General features: G+C 43.5%; 20 protein-coding genes and 1 tRNA gene. 2 read left to right on the forward strand and 19 right to left on the reverse strand.

The features are described 5' to 3' along the window. Positions 1-5 precede the first annotated feature (5 nt). The 15 genes from secD to selA all read right to left on the reverse strand — a co-directional run bounded on the left by secD (position 6) and on the right by selA (position 12,669). Positions 6-1,244 carry a protein translocase subunit SecD gene (gene secD, locus QOL74_RS06325; RefSeq protein ID WP_283408595.1) on the reverse strand — a complete coding sequence of 413 codons (1,239 nt, stop codon included), beginning with the start codon at positions 1,242-1,244 and terminating at the stop codon, positions 6-8. 12 nt (positions 1,245-1,256) lie between these two features. Next, on the reverse strand, positions 1,257-1,775 hold the full coding sequence (locus tag QOL74_RS06330) for a gamma carbonic anhydrase family protein (protein WP_283408596.1): 519 nt from the start codon (positions 1,773-1,775) through the stop codon (positions 1,257-1,259). Next, complete coding sequence (gene scfB, locus QOL74_RS06335; protein ID WP_283408597.1) at positions 1,759-3,141, reverse strand: thioether cross-link-forming SCIFF peptide maturase; 1,383 nt, start codon at positions 3,139-3,141, stop codon at positions 1,759-1,761. Before scfB ends, QOL74_RS06330 begins: the two co-directional genes overlap by 17 nt. A 132-nt stretch (positions 3,142-3,273) precedes the next feature. Beyond that, complete coding sequence (gene scfA, locus QOL74_RS06340; protein ID WP_283408677.1) at positions 3,274-3,420, reverse strand: six-cysteine ranthipeptide SCIFF; 147 nt, start codon at positions 3,418-3,420, stop codon at positions 3,274-3,276. Positions 3,421-3,560: 140 nt separating this feature from the next. Continuing rightward, on the reverse strand, positions 3,561-3,863 hold the full coding sequence (gene yajC / locus QOL74_RS06345) for a preprotein translocase subunit YajC (protein ID WP_283408598.1): 303 nt from the start codon (positions 3,861-3,863) through the stop codon (positions 3,561-3,563). A gap of 74 nt (positions 3,864-3,937) precedes the next feature. Then, positions 3,938-5,068 carry a tRNA guanosine(34) transglycosylase Tgt gene (tgt, locus tag QOL74_RS06350; protein ID WP_283408599.1) on the reverse strand — a complete coding sequence of 377 codons (1,131 nt, stop codon included), beginning with the start codon at positions 5,066-5,068 and terminating at the stop codon, positions 3,938-3,940. A gap of 17 nt (positions 5,069-5,085) precedes the next feature. Then, entirely contained in the window at positions 5,086-6,117 is a 1,032-nt protein-coding gene (gene queA / locus QOL74_RS06355; protein ID WP_283408600.1) for a tRNA preQ1(34) S-adenosylmethionine ribosyltransferase-isomerase QueA, read from the reverse strand. Positions 6,118-6,195: 78 nt separating this feature from the next. Further along, the gene (locus QOL74_RS06360) at positions 6,196-6,408 is read right to left on the reverse strand and encodes a DUF2905 domain-containing protein (RefSeq protein ID WP_283408601.1); all 213 of its coding nucleotides are present in this window, start codon (positions 6,406-6,408) and stop codon (positions 6,196-6,198) included. 5 nt (positions 6,409-6,413) lie between these two features. Beyond that, on the reverse strand, positions 6,414-7,421 hold the full coding sequence (gene ruvB / locus QOL74_RS06365; RefSeq protein WP_283408678.1) for a Holliday junction branch migration DNA helicase RuvB: 1,008 nt from the start codon (positions 7,419-7,421) through the stop codon (positions 6,414-6,416). A gap of 39 nt (positions 7,422-7,460) precedes the next feature. Continuing rightward, positions 7,461-8,042, reverse strand: coding sequence for a Holliday junction branch migration protein RuvA (ruvA, locus tag QOL74_RS06370; protein ID WP_283408602.1), 582 nt, complete (start codon positions 8,040-8,042; stop codon positions 7,461-7,463). 57 nt (positions 8,043-8,099) lie between these two features. After that, complete coding sequence (ruvC, locus tag QOL74_RS06375) at positions 8,100-8,591, reverse strand: crossover junction endodeoxyribonuclease RuvC (protein WP_283408603.1); 492 nt, start codon at positions 8,589-8,591, stop codon at positions 8,100-8,102. After that, the gene (locus QOL74_RS06380; RefSeq protein WP_283408604.1) at positions 8,588-9,037 is read right to left on the reverse strand and encodes a Fur family transcriptional regulator; all 450 of its coding nucleotides are present in this window, start codon (positions 9,035-9,037) and stop codon (positions 8,588-8,590) included. The genes ruvC and QOL74_RS06380 overlap by 4 nt, the downstream gene beginning before the upstream one ends. Positions 9,038-9,121: 84 nt before the next feature. Further along, a tRNA-Sec gene (locus QOL74_RS06385) sits at positions 9,122-9,218 on the reverse strand. A gap of 114 nt (positions 9,219-9,332) precedes the next feature. Further along, the gene (gene selB, locus QOL74_RS06390) at positions 9,333-11,237 is read right to left on the reverse strand and encodes a selenocysteine-specific translation elongation factor (protein WP_283408605.1); all 1,905 of its coding nucleotides are present in this window, start codon (positions 11,235-11,237) and stop codon (positions 9,333-9,335) included. Positions 11,238-11,241: 4 nt separating this feature from the next. After that, the gene (gene selA / locus QOL74_RS06395) at positions 11,242-12,669 is read right to left on the reverse strand and encodes an L-seryl-tRNA(Sec) selenium transferase (protein ID WP_283408606.1); all 1,428 of its coding nucleotides are present in this window, start codon (positions 12,667-12,669) and stop codon (positions 11,242-11,244) included. A 456-nt stretch (positions 12,670-13,125) separates the two neighbouring features. On the opposite strand from selA, the gene QOL74_RS06400 reads away from it, so the two are divergent. Continuing rightward, on the forward strand, positions 13,126-14,475 hold the full coding sequence (locus QOL74_RS06400; RefSeq protein ID WP_283408679.1) for an alanine/glycine:cation symporter family protein: 1,350 nt from the start codon (positions 13,126-13,128) through the stop codon (positions 14,473-14,475). Between the two features lie 75 nt (positions 14,476-14,550). Here QOL74_RS06400 and selD read toward each other — a convergent pair whose 3' ends face one another. Both selD and QOL74_RS06410 read right to left on the reverse strand, forming a co-directional pair. Further along, a complete protein-coding gene (gene selD / locus QOL74_RS06405; RefSeq protein WP_283408607.1) occupies positions 14,551-15,591 on the reverse strand; it encodes a selenide, water dikinase SelD in 1,041 nt (346 codons plus the stop codon). Between the two features lie 68 nt (positions 15,592-15,659). Beyond that, on the reverse strand, positions 15,660-16,301 hold the full coding sequence (locus QOL74_RS06410) for a ComEA family DNA-binding protein (RefSeq protein ID WP_283408608.1): 642 nt from the start codon (positions 16,299-16,301) through the stop codon (positions 15,660-15,662). Between the two features lie 172 nt (positions 16,302-16,473). Between QOL74_RS06410 and QOL74_RS06415 the strand changes: the two genes are divergently transcribed. Further along, on the forward strand, positions 16,474-17,808 hold the full coding sequence (locus QOL74_RS06415) for a D-alanyl-D-alanine carboxypeptidase family protein (protein ID WP_283408609.1): 1,335 nt from the start codon (positions 16,474-16,476) through the stop codon (positions 17,806-17,808). 81 nt (positions 17,809-17,889) lie between these two features. Here the strand turns inward: QOL74_RS06415 and QOL74_RS06420 are convergent, their stop codons facing one another. Both QOL74_RS06420 and QOL74_RS06425 read right to left on the reverse strand, forming a co-directional pair. After that, positions 17,890-18,273 carry a RidA family protein gene (locus tag QOL74_RS06420; protein WP_283408610.1) on the reverse strand — a complete coding sequence of 128 codons (384 nt, stop codon included), beginning with the start codon at positions 18,271-18,273 and terminating at the stop codon, positions 17,890-17,892. 20 nt (positions 18,274-18,293) lie between these two features. Further along, the gene (locus QOL74_RS06425) at positions 18,294-18,956 is read right to left on the reverse strand and encodes a helix-turn-helix transcriptional regulator (RefSeq protein ID WP_283408611.1); all 663 of its coding nucleotides are present in this window, start codon (positions 18,954-18,956) and stop codon (positions 18,294-18,296) included. Positions 18,957-18,968 lie beyond the last annotated feature (12 nt).

Here is an 18,968-nt window from a genome sequence, read left to right on the forward strand (position 1 = left end):
CCTCCTTATACGCCAAAGTAGCGGGGATTTTTGAAAAGATTGGTGGAAATCAACAGTTTGAGTAGTACTCGGGTGATAAATACTGCTGTCAACAGACTTACGACGAGTCCAATTATCAACATGACTGCAAACCCACGTATGGGTCCTGTTCCAAACTGATAAAGAACTAAGCCGGCAATGAGGGTGGTAATATTGGCATCCATGATGGTTCTAAATGCTCTTTTGAATCCTGAATCAACTGCCGCACGAACGGTTTTTCCATTGGACATCTCTTCTTTTAAACGTTCAAAAATAATAACATTGGCATCTACCGCCATGCCAATAGAGAGGATCAGTGCTGCAATTCCCGGCAATGTGAGCGTGGCATTGAGACTAATAAAGATGGCCAGTACCAACAATACATAGATTGTCAAAGCGATGTTGGCCACAAGACCTGGCAGCCGATAGATCAACAGCATGAAAAGGAACACTAACGCAATCCCTATCTTTGCTGCCTGAATACTTCTGTTGAGAGCATTGACGCCCAAAGAAGCCGTAATGGTAGAAGTCTGAACTTCATTTAAGGTGACCGGTAATGAGCCGGCTCTTATGAGTGCCGCCAGATTGGATGCTTCTTCAATTGAAAAGTTGCCGCTGATGGTTGCTGTTCCAAGTGAAATCTGGTCCTGAACAATTGGGGCAGAAATCACTTCATCATCAAGAATAATATAGATTGGTTCACCCAGATATCTTCCGGTGGCGTCTGAAAAGCTCCGTGTACCTTCTGAGTCCAGTTCAAGTCTAACCACTGGATTAGGTTCTCTATCAACATATGTGGGGGCCGCGTCTGTCACATTGCTGCCTGTAAGCACTACCTCGCCGTCAGGTGTTACAAACTGCAACTGTGCTGTTTTTCCGATCATATCCAGCGCATCCTGCACCTGCTCAACTCCAGGCAGTTCGACACGAATTCTCCGATCACCTTCCTGAACGATTGTCGGTTCTGTCAACCCCATGGCATCAACCCGTCGACGGAATACCTGTATTGTTTGGTTAATCAGTTGATCCAGTTCCTGCCCTGTGGCGGTTGTATCTGCCTCAAAAACTACAAAGACACCGCCCTTTAAATCAAGACCCTGTTTAATACTGTCTCTGACAGGTGTTATTTCAGCACCGCCTATTTGCAGCCCGTTGACAGCAGCCAAAACACCTGTGATCGCCAATGCAACAATTATCACAAAGGCAATAAGACCTTTTGCTTTCATGTTGTTTCCTCCTTATCGGGCGTCTTGTTCCCGTTTGTGTTGTTGGGCAAAAACGATATAGTCTTCTGCCGATCGCTTAATTTTGTCGATTTCATCTGATGTCAGATCACGAATTACTTTTGCTGGTGATCCCATTGCCAAAACGCCTGCCGGAATAGTTTTGCCTTCCGGCACCAGACTGCCTGCTGCGATAATCGCATCGTTTCCAATGACAGCGCCATTTAGGATAATAGCACCCATACCGACAAGCACCCGATCTCCCACGGTACATCCGTGGACAATGGCATTGTGTCCAACCGTTACAAAATCACCGATAATGGTGGGATGGTGGTAGGCAATGTGTAAAACTGAACCATCCTGAATATTACTGCCTTCACCAATATAAATATCATTGTAGTCACCTCTGGCAACGACACCATACCAAATACTGGCATTTGGCTTCATAACCACATTTCCCATGACACTGGCTGTTTCTGCAATAAAACAAGTTTTATCAATAGTGGGATGCTGCCCATTATGGGCTTTGATCATAGTCGATCTCCTCACTTTCTTTTGCCACCAACATTAGTGCAGTTTCAATTCGTGATTTTTCAAGTCGGCAGCCAATGGCATACGGTTTAATAAGTGAACCATTGCTATGCCAGGCGTTTGCATGACAACCGCCGCTGCAATAATACTTTGCCCAGCATTCACGACACTCACTTTTATCATATATCGTGGCATTTTCAAATTGTGCCACGGTTTCAGCAGCCGTCAAACCAGTTGACACATGACCAATACAAAAATCTGGGTTACCAACGAATTGATGACAAGGATACAAATCTCCTTCTGGTGTAATGGCCACATACTCTGTACCAGCCCCACAGCCTGAAGCCCTTTTTTTCATGCACGGGCCCTGTTTCAAATCAATGATGAAGTGGAAAAAACGGAAAGGCTGACCCGCATTGGCACATTGCAAGTATAATTCTGCCAGGCGGTCATATTCTTTTTCAATTAGATTGCAATCTTCATCCCTTAATGAAAGCGGGCTTTCTGGTGGTGCCACAACCGGTTCCACTGAGATTTCCCGAAAGCCCTGGTCAACCAAGTGAGCCACATCGTTTGCAAAATCCAAGTTTTCCCTTGTAAAAGTGCCCCTGACAAAATGGGGGCGATCTGCCCTCAGAGCTGCCATTTTTTTGATGTTTGGCAGTATTTTCCGATAAGAGCCTTCACCATTCCGACATTTACGCATTTGATCATTTATTTCAGGTCTTCCGTCGAGACTGAGCACCACATTGCTCATATGTTCGTTAATCCATGCCATGTTTTCATCAGTAAGTGCCAGTGCATTAGTTGTCAGTGTGAAACGAAATTCCTTTCCCGTATCCTGTTCACGACTTCGTGCATATGCAACGACTTCTTTAACTAATGGCATATTCAATAGAGGTTCACCGCCAAAAAAATCCACTTCCAAATGGGTTCTTTTCGCAGAATGTCTAATCAAAAAGTCAATGGCAGCTTTGCCTGTCGACAGGTTCATCATAGACCTTTCACCTTGAAAGGTGCCTTCTGATGCAAAACAATATGCGCATGAAAGATTGCAATCGTGTGCCACATGCAAGCAAATTGCTTTCACAATACCAGGGCGGTGCGCCACTTCTTCATCCAACGGATGAGCTTCAGAAAACAGCAGGTTTGCTGATATTAGTTGGCCGATTTCAGCCAAAGCATCAATTACGGCTGATTTTCCATATTCAGTTTCCAGCTGTTGTCTTTCATGATCCTGAAGCTGTAAGTGTTTGCTGGTGACTGATCCGGTTAGAATCTTGTAAACCAGTTCATCCACCATATGTACAGCACCGGAGTTCACATCAATCGCCAGATTGATGCCATTCTTACTGAATGTGTGAATCACTTAAAGGCCTTCTTTCTTCATTTACAGCAGAGCACTCATGAAACCTTTCCAGTATACTGCTGACGATTTTATACACAAAACAAAAAAGCAGGGAGTCGAAACTCCTGCTAATGGAACGGACTCTTCAAAAATCTATTCTTTTTCACAGATTTGATTTCCCACTGTGCAGGAAGTTTTACAGGCTGACTGACAGGATGTTTGACATTCTCCACAACCTGTATCTGCTCCTTTTGGGGGCAGATGCAATGCATTTAAAGTTTTGATACGTTTAAGCGCCATGAAGCGTTCTCCTTTCGAAATGGAATCCTTATGCATTATATCACACGCTTCCAGAAAAAAAAAGAGAAGCGCTAATAAATCCTTACAAACCAAAAGCAGCACGGGACTGGCCGGCTGCCTGATGGAGTCAATCAATGGGATTATTCATTACTGCTGTCAGAGGTTTCCTTTGATACTGTTTCAGCTGCGAGGTTTCCAACGGCCCATTTGGTGATGGTGAGTTTTGTCTTATCCATACCAACTTCAATGGTGATGACCTCATCCTTGAGTTTCAGTATTCTACCGTAGATACCACCGATGGTGATGATTTCGTCTCCAACTTTCAAATTATTACGCATTTCCCTGATTTTTTTCTCTTTGGTTTTTTGCGGCTTAATAATTAGAAAATAGAAGATGGCAAGAAATCCCAACGGAATAATCAAGCCAGATAACTGTTGCGGCATGTTAGACCTCCTTCCTGTCATTGTTCAATCCTTATTACATTAAACAACATCTCCGGTATCTTGTCAATGGACAACTACCATTCCAGCGGCTTGCCATAATACTGCAGATAAAAAGCGCGGCATGTTTCCACTAAATGGTCTTCAGTAATCGCTTGTCGAAGTGTTTTCATCAAATGAAGCAAAAAGTGAAGATTGTGCCAGGTGAGCAGTCGCAAACCAAGAATTTCATTGGCCTTAAACAAATGTCTTAGGTATGCCCTGGAATAGTTTTGACACGTATAGCAGTCGCAATTGGGATCTAAGGGTTCAAAGGCCTCTGTGTGAACGGCATTTTTAATGACAACCTGACCCATGCTTGTCATGGCGGTTCCGTTTCGGGCAATACGGGTGGGTAATACACAATCAAACATATCGACACCCCGAAGCACTCCGTGAATTAAACAGTCAGGGCTGCCAACTCCCATCAGGTATCGGGGCTTATCTTGAGGCATTTGTGGAATCAGATGATCAAGCACATCATACATCGACTCTTTGGGTTCGCCAACACTCAGCCCTCCGATACCATAACCTGGAAAGTCCATCGCCAGCAATGCTTCTGCACTTCGCTGGCGTAGATCATGAAAAATCCCTCCCTGAATAATACCAAAAAGATGTTGGTCATCCCATCGATTATGCGCATCAAAGCAGCGCTTGGCCCATCGTGTTGTCCGATCGACAGAGTGTAGCACATACTCGTGATCAGCAGGATATGGAATGCACTCGTCAAAAGCCATGATGATGTCAGCGCCCAGTGAATTCTGGATCTCCACAGATTTTTCCGGTGAGATAAAATGCCGCGAACCATCAATGTGCGATTGAAATGCCACACCCTCTTCAGTTATTTTTCTTAGTGGTCCCAGACTAAATACCTGGAACCCACCACTGTCAGTCAGAATTGGCCCTGGCCAGTTCATGAAGGAATGAAGCCCGCCTGCTCTGGCTACCAAATCATGACCCGGACGCATATACAAATGATACGTATTGCTGAGTAGGATCTGGGTGTGTATGGTTTTTAATTCTTCTGGTGTCATGGTTTTCACAGTTGCCTGTGTTCCAACGGGCATAAAAATTGGCGTTTCAATTTGACCATGTGTGGTTGTCAGTAACCCTGTTCTCCCCTTTGACTCGCTGGATACTGCTGTTTGCTGAAAAATATTTTTTTTCATAGTTGCTCCTTTTTCTATCATCGCTCAATCCACATGGCGTCACCAAAACTAAAGAATCGATAAGACGCATCCACTGCCTGACGATAAGATTCCATCACAAAGTCTTTTCCAGCAAATGCACTGACAAGCATTAATAATGTGGATTCAGGCAAATGAAAATTTGTAATAAGTACATCAACCCAGCGAAACTGATATCCGGGCGTTATGAACAATCGCGTCCAATCGCTGCCTTCCTCAATGGATGACCCGCCGCTACACATAGCTGATTCAAGCGTGCGACAGGTGGTTGTTCCAACTGCAACAATGCGTCCTCCCGATGTTTTGATACGATTCATGGCATCGGCACTTTCCTGCGATATCTCATAATACTCTTCATGCATTTCGTGTGCTTCAACATCTTCAGCCTGTACAGGGCGAAAGGTGCCCAGTCCAACATGAAGCGTTACCGGAATAATACTGACTCCCATGTTTTCGATTTCTTCAAGCAGTTCTTTCGTGAAGTGGAGTCCTGCTGTTGGAGCAGCAGCAGATCCTTTATGGCGGCTGTAAACTGTCTGATAGCGCTCTCTATCTTCCAGATGCTCATGAATATATGGAGGAAGTGGCATTTCGCCAAGCTCTTCAAGCACTTCAAGCACGGGACGATCTGTCATAAATTCAATGATACGCAGCCCTTCATCTTTTTCTTCACGCACAACGGCGCGAAGATCATTTTTGCCAAATATGACTTCTGTGCCTGTTTTTATTCTCTTGGCCGGTTTTGCCAGTACCTCCCACTGATTCAACTGCGTTTGCTTTAAAAGAAGAAACTCAGCGCGGCCATTGGTGTAGCGTTTACGCCCAATTAAGCGAGCAGGAATCACTCTGGAGTTATTGATGACAAGCCCGTCACCCGGTTTTAATAAATGTCTGATGTCAGAAAAATGATAATGCTCGATGGTTCTATCTTTGGCATTCAGTGTCAGTAGACGGGATTGATCCCGTTTTTCCAATGGATGCTGCGCAATAAGGTGCTCCGGTAACTCATAGTAAAATTCATTTGTTTTCATAGGCCACATACTTTCTTAGAGAATAAATAATGAATCTGTTTTCTTGAAATGTCGGCTTGCAGAAAAATGTGCTTTTGCTTAGCGGCGAAGGAACAGGTTCAACAGAATCGTTAGCAAAAGGCTCACCAAAAGGCTGGTAGCCAATGGAAAATACACAATAACGTTTTTCCGCTGCAGCATAAAATCTCCAGGCAGGCGTCCCAGTCCCATTCGATTAGCTAATAGCATGCAACAACCAATTAATATCAGGAACAGCCCCAAAAACATCAATCCTTTTGCCAGGGTGTTCATTTTCATCACTCGCTTTTTTCGTCTAAAGAACGATGATAATGCTCATAAGCACGTTTCATTACCACTCGCCCTCTCGGTGTACGGCTCATAAAACCAATTTGCATCAAATACGGTTCATAGACGTCTTCAATGGTTGTCTTTTCTTCTCCTGTAACAGCAGAAAGCGTGTCTAGTCCCACCGGCCCGCCATTGAAATGATCAATCATCGCCAAAATCATCTTTTTGTCAGTGCCATCCAGTCCCAAAGGATCAATTTCCAACAGTGCCATTGCATCCTGCACCACCTGCAGGTTAATAACACCATCTGCCCGTACCTGGGCATAATCTCGTATGCGTTTCAGCAGTCGGTTGGCTATACGCGGCGTTCCTCTGGACCGGGAGGCAATTTCAGAAGCTGCTTTTTCTTCGATGGGTATATCAAGAATTCTTGCAGAGCGTCTGACTATTTGTGCCAGTTCATGTTGCTCATATAGCTCAAGCCGACAGATTACCCCAAACCGGTCTCTCAGCGGGGAAGTAAGCAGCCCTGCACGAGTGGTAGCTCCAATAAGTGTAAATTTGGATAAATCCAAACGAACCGTTCGGGCACTTGGTCCTTTACCGATAATGATATCCAGCGCAAAGTCTTCCATGGCAGGGTACAAGATTTCTTCCACCGTACGATTCAGTCGGTGGATTTCATCGATAAACAGCACATCGTTTTCACCAAGATTGGTTAAAACAGCAGCCAGATCTCCTGGACGTTCAATGGCAGGTCCACTGGTGATTCGGATATTAACATTCAATTCATTGGCGATAATGCTTGATAGTGTCGTTTTTCCAAGACCAGGGGGCCCATAAAGCAATACATGATCAAGTGCTTCATTTCTTTCTCTGGCCGCTTTGATAAAGATCCGGAATTTTTCCTTGTTATTCTCCTGGCCAATATAATCATCCAAACGTCGTGGCCTCAGGCCATTTTCAATGGCAACGTCTTCTTCCTGCGTTGAGCCTGAAATAATCCGTTCTTCTATAGTCATGGTGGAATCGCCTCTTTTCCATCTTTGTGACGCTTATTTCATCAGCCATGACAAGGCCGCTTTGATACCTTCTTCAGTAGAAATCCCCTGATTAGTCGTTGCTCTGACGGCTTCCAGTGCCTCTGTCTTATGATAACCCAACGCCATTAATGCTTCCAACACTTCGTCTTCAAACGAGTTTATTTGTACGGGTATATCTGTCTCTGTATAGCCCATTTTCTTCACTTTGTCCTTTAACTCCAAAACTATACGCTCAGCTGTTTTTTTACCAATTCCTGGAGCTTTTGACAACGAATCCAGATTATGGGCCAGAATCTCCTGACAAAGATTCTCGACAGAAAATGTAGACAAAATGGCAACGGCTGCTTTTGGACCCACTTTGGTCACTGTGATTAATTTTTTAAACATGTCCAGCTCATTTCTGCTGAAAAATCCATAAAGACTGGCGCCGTCTTCCCTCAAACTGTAATGAGTATGCAACGTTACTTCCTGACCATTCACTAATTTTACCAACGTCGTAAGGGATGAGTAGACTCCATAACCAATCCCATTCACATCGATAATTGCCTGATCCACCGAAACTGAATGGACGGTTCCCTTTACGAATTCTATCATGGTGCAGTCTCCTTCCAGAAATGAATACTGCTTTTGCGCTGGCAAAAAAGTGCGCAATTACACACTGAACAATTGCTTGAAATGACCGGTATGTGCATGGCATACAGCTATCGCAAGGGCATCTGCGGCATCATCAGGTCTTGGAATTTCCTTGAGGTTTAAGAGGGTTTTTGTCATGTGTTGTACCTGTTTCTTCTCAGCACGTCCGTAACCTGCAATCCCTTGCTTGACCTGTAACGGTGTATACTCATAAACTGGTAAGCTTGCTGCAGCTGCAGTAACCACAACTACGCCTCGTGCCTGTCCCACCAAGAGTGCACTTTTCGCATTTGTATTAAAAAAAAGCTCTTCGACTGCTACTGCCTCAGGTTTATATTGTTTGATAAGTGTTTGAATTCCCTGATGAATTTGCAGCAATCGATCCGGTAAGGGCTGTTTGCTTTCTGTGCGAATGACACCATACTGTATTACCTGGAAATGATTTTGTTCAAAATGCACCAGTCCAAAGCCGGTAATAGCTAATCCGGGATCAATCCCCATGATGATCATTTTTTTCCCTCTTCCTCATTCTGACGGCACTCACTGCAATAGCCGTAAATTTCAAAGCGATGTTCCACCGGAAGAAAATTTGTGTGCTGCTTTACAAAGCGGTTAATTTCTTCAAAGGGACATACGTCTACCACTTGCATACGGTTGCATTGAAGACAGATGAGATGATGGTGATGATGATCTGTTACCAGTTCATAGCGAGCAAGCCCGTCGTTCAAAGAGATCTGGCGAATAATCCCTGCTTCATCGAGTGTTTCCAGATTGCGGTAAATGGTTGAAGGGTTCATATTTTGGTCGGTCAACTGTAGTGCCTGATGAATTTGGGCAGCTGTCAATAAATGCTGTTCAGGAGATAGAAATAATCGAAGCAATTGTTCTCGCTGTCGTGTCACTTTAATGCATTTCTTTTTTAATTGATTTTTGAGATCTTCCCATGTCATGTTCATCTTTCTAACTCCCCAGAATGAATTGACTGCCGTCTTGAATACAAAAATAAATTGAGAGCCGGAGCTCTCAATTCGGTGTTGTTTTGGCGGGAGTACGTGGGAATCGAACCCACCCAAGAGGCTACTAACCCCTCGTACTGGTTTTGAAGACCAGAGGATACACCAGCACCCATCTACTCCCTGATTACCCTTTACCATGAAAGTGGCAACGGAGGTATTATATCACAACCGATGGAGCTTAATCAACTCTGTCTATGCACACCGAATTATTTATGAAAAAAACCATTAATTATCATCAGAGTTTTCGATTCAATATACGGCTGTCTCCATTGCGCTTCGTCAGTTTTTCCTGATCAAAATATTCCAGCAAAGCAACTGCAAATTTCCTGCTTGTGCCTAGAAGATCCCGGAAATCAGCTGGCGCGATGTCTGAATGATTTTCAAAATGCTTCAGGAGCATATCTTTAGCTGCATTAATTGAATTTTGATGAAAAACCATTTCCTGATTGATGCGAATTAAGGGTTGTCCCAGCATTAACTCGATCACTTGGCGCACTTCTTTTTCTTTAACTTTGATGATACCTGCAATTTCTTCAAGCCGTGGTGGTGCAAAAGGCTTTTCAAGATAAAGCGATTCAATCTGATTCATTATTTTCTGCTGGATCGGATTGATCTTAATTTTGAAATCCGCTAATGCAGCAAGTTTACCATCTGCTTTTATGATATCTTCAGTTTCTAGTTGTTCCAGCCAGCGATCAACTATTTTTGAGCGGATATCACCAAATACCCTGCTTTTCAGTTCTTCTTTTGGCATGCCTCTTCTCAGCGGATTATCTTTGTGATATCTCGATAATTTATTGACTATATCCTCAACAATTTGATGATAATATTCTTGATGGACATATGCCATTGAACCGATTGAGTAAATACTGCCTTCCTCTTCCAGCTGTTGCAGAAGTGCTATCAGCTGATCAGAAGAATAGCCGGTGTGTTTACACAGAGCACCTGTATCAGGAAGTTCTTTGCTAAAACGAAGTATTTGCTGCTCAAGATAGACTTCCGGGCCACCACTTTCTTTCGCCTGAAGCTCATCGATGACGTCCTGTCGAAGTGCTTTATGTTTTTCCGGGTTCGGGTCAATGACACGAGCACCTCCCAACGTTTGCATGGGGGAATAGAATCGAACAATGAGCTTATCTTCTTTTCTGAAAGCTGCCCTTTCTTCTAATCGAAACTGCACCAATGCACTTTCACCTGGTTCAACCTGTTCTTTTTCAAGAATGACAACCCGGGCAAGAATTTCTGAAGTGCCATGATATAATCGTATGCGGTCACGTTGTTTTAAAGGTCTGTTGGCATTTTTTAACATCTTTATTCGACAATCAACCATCATGGTATATGTCATGGATCCCGGTTGTGCAAGAAAGCTGCCGCGTTTTATCTGATCTTTTTTCAATCCGGACAGGTTAATGGCCACACGCTGGCCTGCATAGGCTTCTTTAACCGTATTGCCATGAACCTGAATGTTTCTGATTCGAGCAACTGTTTCTTCCGGAAAAATTTCCAGCGTTTCTTCAACCTTTGCTGTACCTTCCAACAATGTACCTGTCACAACTGTTCCAAAACCAGTTATGGTAAATACACGATCGATGGGGATTCGACAAGGCGCTGTTTGGTCACGGGTTTCAATCCTATCGTATGCTTCGGTTAGCAACTCCAAAAGGACTGGAATCCCATCACCGGTAATGGAGTCTACGGCTATAATTGGACTGGCTTCCAAAAATGTGTCGCTTGTTGCCTGTCTTATCTCTTCTTTAATAAGTTCGAGCCAGTCAGTCTCAACCAGCGAAGATTTTGTAATGACAATGACCCCTTGTTTCATATCAAGCAATGACAAAATATCCAGATGTTCTTTTGTCTGCGGCATGACACCTTCATCTGCTGCAACAACCAACATGACTAAATCCATTCCACCGACACCAGCCAGCATATGGCGAATGAACTTTTCATGCCCCGGCACATCAATAATGCCTGCCCGCCGCTCATCTGGGAGATCAAAATAGGTGAACCCCAACTCGATGGAAATACCCCGTTTCTGCTCCTCTTTCAGGCGATCGGTGTTTCTGCCGGTCAATGCATGGATGAGCGTGGTTTTTCCATGATCAATGTGCCCTGCTGTTCCAATGATTAGATGTTTCATAACTTCACTCCTGATTCTGCAGAGTTATCCAAGCCAGAAATGCTTGGCAGATATCATTATAGTCCTGCTGGAAAATGGTACGCAAATCCAAAAGCAGTGCGTTGTCCTGAATACGACCAACAATTGCAGGGCTTTGACTGCGCAGGAACCGTTCGAGACGGGGTATGTTCTCAAGCGATGAACTGAAGCGGATGAGACGGCTTTCCATTTGAACAGTTGGATATGAACCACCACCCACCTGAGACGACCCTGGTATAATATCTATTTGAATGCCAGAATCGTCATTATTGACAGACTGAAGTTGATCATATAAATCCTTTGCACGTTGCTGCAGATTTTGAACCGATTCAGTCATCATCTTCAAAGCTGGTATATGTTTTTTAGCTTGTATTGGATCGAGGTACTGTACCAACGTAGCTTCCAAAGCACATAATGTTAGCTTGTCCACTCGAAGGGCTCTTGTTAACGGATGCTTTTCAATAAGCCTGATCCATTCACGTTTTCCGGCGATGATACCGGCCTGAGCACCTCCCAGCAATTTGTCACCACTAAATGTGACAACATCACTACCTGCTTCAATGGCCTGCTGTACAGTTGGTTCTGCAGGAAAACCATCGACTTCAAGATCAATCAGAAGTCCGCTGCCCAAATCATTAATTAAAGGCAAATCATGGGAATGTGCCAGTGAAACCAGCTCCTCCACTGATGCTTCCTGAGTAAATCCCACAATTTTAAAGTTGCTTTGGTGTACTTTCAGCAATGCCCCGGTGTGTTCTGTCACTGCTTTTTCGTAATCTCGTACATAGGTTTTATTTGTGGCTCCCACTTCAATAAGTGTAGCACCGCTTTGCTCCATTACTTCTGGCACTCGAAAAGAACCACCGATCTCCACCAGTTCACCCCTGGATATAATCACTTCTTTACCCTTGGCGATGGCTGAAAGCACCAACAAAACAGCACCAGCGTTATTATTGACAACTAAAACGTCTTCGGCACCTGTTAGTCGCAGCAATATTTCTTTCATGTGATCATAACGACTGCCTCGTTTTCCTGTTGTTAAATTCATTTCAAGGTTACTGTACCCTTGAGCAACGTCCCACAATGCTTCTTTAACATAGTTTCCCAGCGGCGCACGGCCCAGGTTTGTATGAAGAACCACGCCAGTCCCGTTTATGACTCTGCGCAGCTGTAATGCGGAAATCTGCTGACATCTTTCTTGAACTGACTTGATGATCTGCTGAATACTCAGATTTTGCGGGTGATCTTCGGAGTATTCACCAGTGAGAATTGCTTCTCTTAGTTCTTGTAAGACTTGACGAACTTCAGCTTTTATAAAATCCTCATTGAAAGTTTGCATGTCATCAATCGTTTTAATCTGATGAAGCACATCGTCTGTTTTGGGAATTTTCCGCAACCAAGCCTGACGTTCCAAGGTAACACCTCCATGATCATTCCACTCAATTATAGCATAAATCACACTTTGTGAGAACAATGCATGTCTATTTCGCTGAATGCTATATGTCAAGAACGTTGAAACATTGCTGAATGATTCTGACCATTTCGCGAAATGTGTTTTTTGAGTGAACACATCGTTAAAATTGTCTTAAAAGGACATTCATCATCTTTTATTATTTTGAGTATTATGATAATATGAAACTGTTATAATAGTATAATGCTTTGGGTATACATACACAGAGAGGCATTGATCGTTTTATCGGCATGAACTGGATTAGGTGCAGTGCTGTACTTAAACGCATTCATTGTCTTTTGTTATGACCATTTATCCCAAGCAAATCTTAAGAAAAGGAGGCGAATCACCGAAAGTCTGTGTCGAGATGGTCAACCACTATGTCAAAGGAGGTCGTGTGATTTGATCGGATTTGTACAGATGATTGAAAGCATCAACGGCACCATCAATGGTATTGTATGGGGACCCTACATGCTCGTACTTCTGGTAGGAACCGGTGTTTATTATTCTTTTAGAACTAATTTCCTGCAGGTAGGTAAGTTTGGCTTTGCCATGAAAGAAACGCTGTTCAAAATTTTTGACAAGACAGAAATTGCTGAAGATGGTGATATTACTCCTTTCCAGGCACTTTCGACTGCATTGGCCGCTACCATTGGTACCGGTAATATTGCCGGTGTGGCTACTGCTATTGCCATCGGTGGACCAGGAGCGGTATTCTGGATGTGGGTTTCTGCTTTCTTTGGCATGATGACCAAATTTGCAGAAGTCGTACTGGCCATCAGATATCGTGAAAAGAACGCCGAAGGCAACTGGGTGGGCGGCCCCATGTACTACATTGTTGACGGTATGGGCGCCAACTGGAAATGGCTCGCCTGGATTTTCTCTCTCTTTGGTGCATTGGCAGCCTTTGGTATTGGTAACATGGTACAGGCCAACTCAGTGGCTGATGCGCTTAACACCAGCTTTGGCATTCCGCACGTTGTCTCAGGTGTCGTGCTTGCCATTGCCGCCGGAGCCGTTATTCTGGGTGGTCTGAAACGCATCGCTAAAGTAACTGAAAAAATTGTTCCATTTATGGCAGTTTTTTACATGATTGGCGCTATCGTCATTGTTATTTTAAACTTGGTTCATATTCCTGAAGCTTTTGCTCTGATTTTCCGCCACGCTTTTACTGCCAAAGCCGGAGTGGGCGGATTTGCAGGAGCGACCGTTATGATGGCCATGCGTTTCGGGGTTGCCCGCGGCGTCTTCTCCAATGAAGCTGGTTTGGGTAGTGCTCCAATTGCCCATGCTGCTGCCCGAACAGACCATCCTGTGCGACAGGGTTTGTGGGGGGTGTTTGAAGTTTTCGCTGATACCATTGTCATTTGTACATTAACCGCCCTAACCATCATTACTTCTGGTGTTTGGAGCAGTGGTGTTACTGGAGCAGCACTAACAACTGCCGCCTTTAATGAAGGACTCCCTGGTCCCGGTGGTATTATTGTCGCCATCGGTATTTTGTTTTTCGCCTTTTCAACACTGCTTTCCTGGGCATATTACGGCGAAAAATGCGCAGAGTTTATTCTTGGCTCAGGTTTCAACAAAATCTATCGTATTATCTGGTTGCCACTCATCGTTTTGGGTTCTGTGGGAAGCCTGACATTGATCTGGGACATCGCCGATACACTGAATGGTCTGATGGCGATCCCCAACTTGGTGGCTCTGCTTGCTTTAAGTGGTGTCGTTGTTAATCTGACAAAGGAATTCTTTGAAAAGCAAAATCTCTAGGACAATTTTGCTTACATTTTTAACCAAAACAGGACGGCGCATGCCGTCCTGTTTTGGTTATTCCATTTCCTGATACTATTCACTTATTTCAATAGCATATGATGCAGCTTCTCCCACACTTCCAATCTCTGCAAATGCGCATGGTTGCGTCTTTTCAAGGGATTCCAGTGCTCGCGAAACATCACTTTCGGGTATTGCCAGTAACAATCCGCCAGAAGTTTGTGGATCATAGCACAAGTCCAACAATGCTTCATCTACTATCCCCGTTACCTTCACACGCGATCCAAAGTAATCACGATTTCGATACATCCCACCTGGAATTAAACCCATTCGGGCGTTGTCAATCGCTGCAGAAATAAAAGGGATTGCTGACATTTTAAGCCGGATGGTCACTCCGCTTCCTTCAGCCATTTCTATAGCATGTCCGAAAAGACCAAACCCGGTAATATCGGTGCAAGCATTAATAGCACCACCTCTGGCGGCGTCAAGTGCAGATTTGTTTAACAGTGTCATTACTGATACAGCTTCCTGATAGTCACTTTCGCCTAACATTTCAGCTTTTATAGCTGTGTTAAGCACGCCGGTTCCTAACGGTTTTGTCAGAATCAGCCGATCGCCTGGTTTAGCATTTTTATTAGTGAGTATATGATCAGGGTGAACTGTTCCCGTAACGCAAAGACCATATTTAGGCTCATCATCTTCCACCGAATGTCCCCCCACCAAAGAAGCCCCTGCTTCCAATACTTTTGCAGCCCCTCCCTGCAGAATTTTTTCCAACACCTGGGTTGAAAGACAATTGGGAAATCCAACGATATTCAAAGCAAGAATCGGTGTTCCCCCCATGGCATAGATGTCACTTAGGGAATTGGCAGCAGCAATTTCTCCAAATGTGTAGGGATCGTCCACAACAGGTGTGAAAAAATCGACCGTTTGGATAATCGCCAAATCTGGAGTTAATTGGTAGACTGCACCATCATCACTTGTTTCAAGGCCTACAAGTACTCTTGGATCCATTTTTTTGGGCAACTGCCCCAAAACCTGAGTCAGGACCTCCGGTCCGATTTTAGCTGCTCAGCCGGCGCTCTTTGTCAGTGTTGTCAAACGTACTGGTTCCATGCATATCACCTCCTTATCATAGTATTATGTCGTCCTTTTTGCACATTCATCCCGATAATCAAACTCTTTCAGATGGTAATGGATGATTCTAAATCCTGAAATTTCTTATCTCCTATTCCACTGACTTTTTTTAAATCTGAAAGCGCCTTAAATGAACCATGCTGTTCCCGATAATCCATAATTCTTTCGGCCAGAACCGGTCCAATGCCGGGGAGTGTTTCCAGCTGACGTTGGTCAGCTGTATTAATATTAATCAGCTGGCTGTTGGATGGTGAAGCAGAAGGTTGAAAATTCAATGTTGGTAACGTAGTATCTACTTCTAAATCAAATTCTTCTTCACTGGGAATAAACACAAAGGCTTCATCATGTAATTTTTGTGCCAGGTTAACTTTTTTTGCAGCTCCTTCCCTGAGACCACCAGCTAAATGAACAAGTTCAATCAAACGTGCATCTTCTTCCAATTCATAAACACCTGGATGTTGGATCATTCCTTCGATATGAACCATGATTGTCCCTTTTTCCTGTTCTATTGCTGAAGTCACCGAAAGAGCACTTTCTGGTTGAAGCTGTTCAGAAAGATTGGTTTTTTCTATTTCTGAAAGGATATAAATGGTTTTTTGCTGTTCATAATGTTGATAAAGTCCTAAAATGACAAACAGCAAACAGGTTCCAATAACAAAAATCCACTTATGTTGACGCGACAGTGCCACATGTGTCAGCTCCTTCAGGACGAAAAATGGGAATCTAATTTGATGTCTTTCCACTCTTAACAAATTAACAAATCTATTGTACTATATAATAGTGGCTTTGTGGGGTGAAATGTCCGTCTTTCTTCACCAACGCCTTTAACTATTCTTATTTTTATCGGGAGCTGATAACTCATTGAAATTTTCAATTAAACGCACTTCAGAAATTGTTCTATCGAGCCTGCTGTTTCTAGTACTAATGTTTTCCCTTTTTATCAATCCTATTTATGCCTTTCCAACAGCGGTTGAACCCGACATCATTGCACCACGTGCTGTATTAATGGATCTGAAAACAGGAACCATTCTTTTTGATAAAAATGCCAATGAACCCACTTTTCCAGCCAGTACCACTAAAATTCTAACAGCGCTGTTGGTACTAGAAAATGCCTCGCTGAATGATATTGTTCATATCGACTACGAGCCTGGTGTGACTGGGTCAAGTATGTACATAGTCCCCGGTGAATCTTTTTCAGTGGAAACGCTTCTAAAAGCATTATTGATTCGTTCTGCCAATGACGCGGCCGAAGTGTTGGCCCGGCATATCTCAGGTTCTGTTGATTCTTTTGTTCTTTTGATGAATGAACGCGCTGCCGCCCTTGGCGCTAAAAATACTCACTTCACCAATCCTCATGGTTTGCCAAATGAATCACATAAAACAACTGCCTATGACCTGGCAATGATTGCACGGGAAGCGATGCAATACGATCTGTTTCGCGAAATTGTTGCCAGTCGGTCTCTTGTTATCCCTCCCACCGGCGAAACCGATCAACGGGTTTATAATAATTCTAACCGCTTTCTCTGGGGAACCGGACCAAATCATCAAATGATGTATCAGGGACTGAGTACCGATATATACTATGAGCCGGTAGATGGTATCAAAACAGGCTATACCAACAGTGCACGCAACTGCCTGGTAAGCTCGGCGAATTTTGGTGACCAACGTTTTATTGCCGTCGTATTGAATGCTGAACAGGAAAATATTTATTCAGATTCAAGAACACTGCTTGATTATGGCTTTCAACATTTTCACACCATCACTCTTGTTGAGTCAGGATCTGAGCTAACTGCAATACCAGTTTTAAACGGCACCGAAGATTCTTTGACACTCTATAGTGACAGCACGCTTTCCTTTGTTGTTCCGAGGAGTATCATGGCAGACGATATCAAACCGAAACTCTCCCTTATTGATGAAAACATCACTGCCCCTATAGAATCCGGGACAATTTTTGGTTCGATTGATTATTTTTATGAAGATAACTTAATTGGGCAGGTCTCACTGGTTAATCAGCAGCAAGTCGATTTTGTGCCAGTATATCAACGCATCAGCTATCGTGGTTATTTGTTCCCGGCCTTTTTACTATTTTTTCTGATTTGGCAAAGCTACGTGTATCGTTTGCGTCGAAAGAAAAAACGCATTCGCCGGATGCAAGCCAGAACCGACAGATATCAACAATACGAGTCTTATGAATAGAAAAGCCCGGTAACGAGCAGATTTTCTGCCGTAACCGGGCTTTTCTTTTCACGTGCAGTGTAAGTTCATTCTGATCATCAATCAGGCACTTTTAACGGCAATGGCTTCTATTTCCACTTGAGCATCTTTAGGCAAGCGAGCGACTTCAACCGCAGCTCTGGCGGGTTTATGATCGGTGAAGAAAGTGGCATAAACTTCATTCATTTTGGCAAAATCATTCATATCTTTCAAAAAGACGGTTACTTTGACAATGCTGTCTTTTGCAAAAGAAGCTGCTTCTAAAATGGCCATTAGATTATCCAGGCATTGTCGTGTTTGATCCTGTATGTCATTTGAAACAAAATCCATTGTATCAGGATTTAATGGAAGTTGACCTGATACAAAAATCATGTTTCCTGCCTGCACCGCCTGGGAATAAGGACCAATGGCAGCTGGTGCTTTTGCTGTGCTAATCATTTGGTTCATGGGTGATTTCCTCCTTTATTTTAACTGTCAACTCGAATCTCATCAAGATAATTATAGATGGTGTAACGCGAAACACACAAGACTTTTGCCACCGAATCAATAGCTCCTTTGATGAGAAATGCTCCCTGCTCATCAAGTTTGCGAACAATGGCCACTTTTTCTTCCTTGTTCATATAGGCAACAGGTTTTCCACTGATTTCCAAGGTTTCTGTCAGCAGATGATTTAATACATCATTGACATTACTGCTGGAGGGATCGACTGCCAACGGGTCTTCCGGCGATTCAATCCAGGTCACTTCCTCAAGTACTTTTCGTGCTATCATAAATTCAGATATATCCAGGTTAATACAAAGGCATCCTATTACATGATCTTGTTCATCCCGAACCAGCATTGTGGAAGATTTTAGCGTCTTCCCATTTGAACTTTTGTTCTGGTAGTTCAGAATGTGGTCAGCATGATTGCCTTTGTTTCGCACCGACTCAAGACCTTCATTAACCATGGGACTCTCTACCGAACGCCCGGTTACATGGCCGTTATGGATAGCAATGATAGTTTTGTAGGAATCACCAATTTCGTGAAGTACAACTTCGCAGTTTTTCCCAAATGTTTTACCGATGGATTCAACCAGCGGTATCATGCTCTTCAGAATAGGATGTAGATTTTTTCGATTAATGGTTTCCATAACGCTTTCCTC

It is taken from the genome of Anoxynatronum buryatiense (genome assembly GCF_900182905.1).
Lineage (GTDB): Bacteria > Bacillota > Clostridia > Peptostreptococcales > Tindalliaceae > Anoxynatronum > Anoxynatronum buryatiense.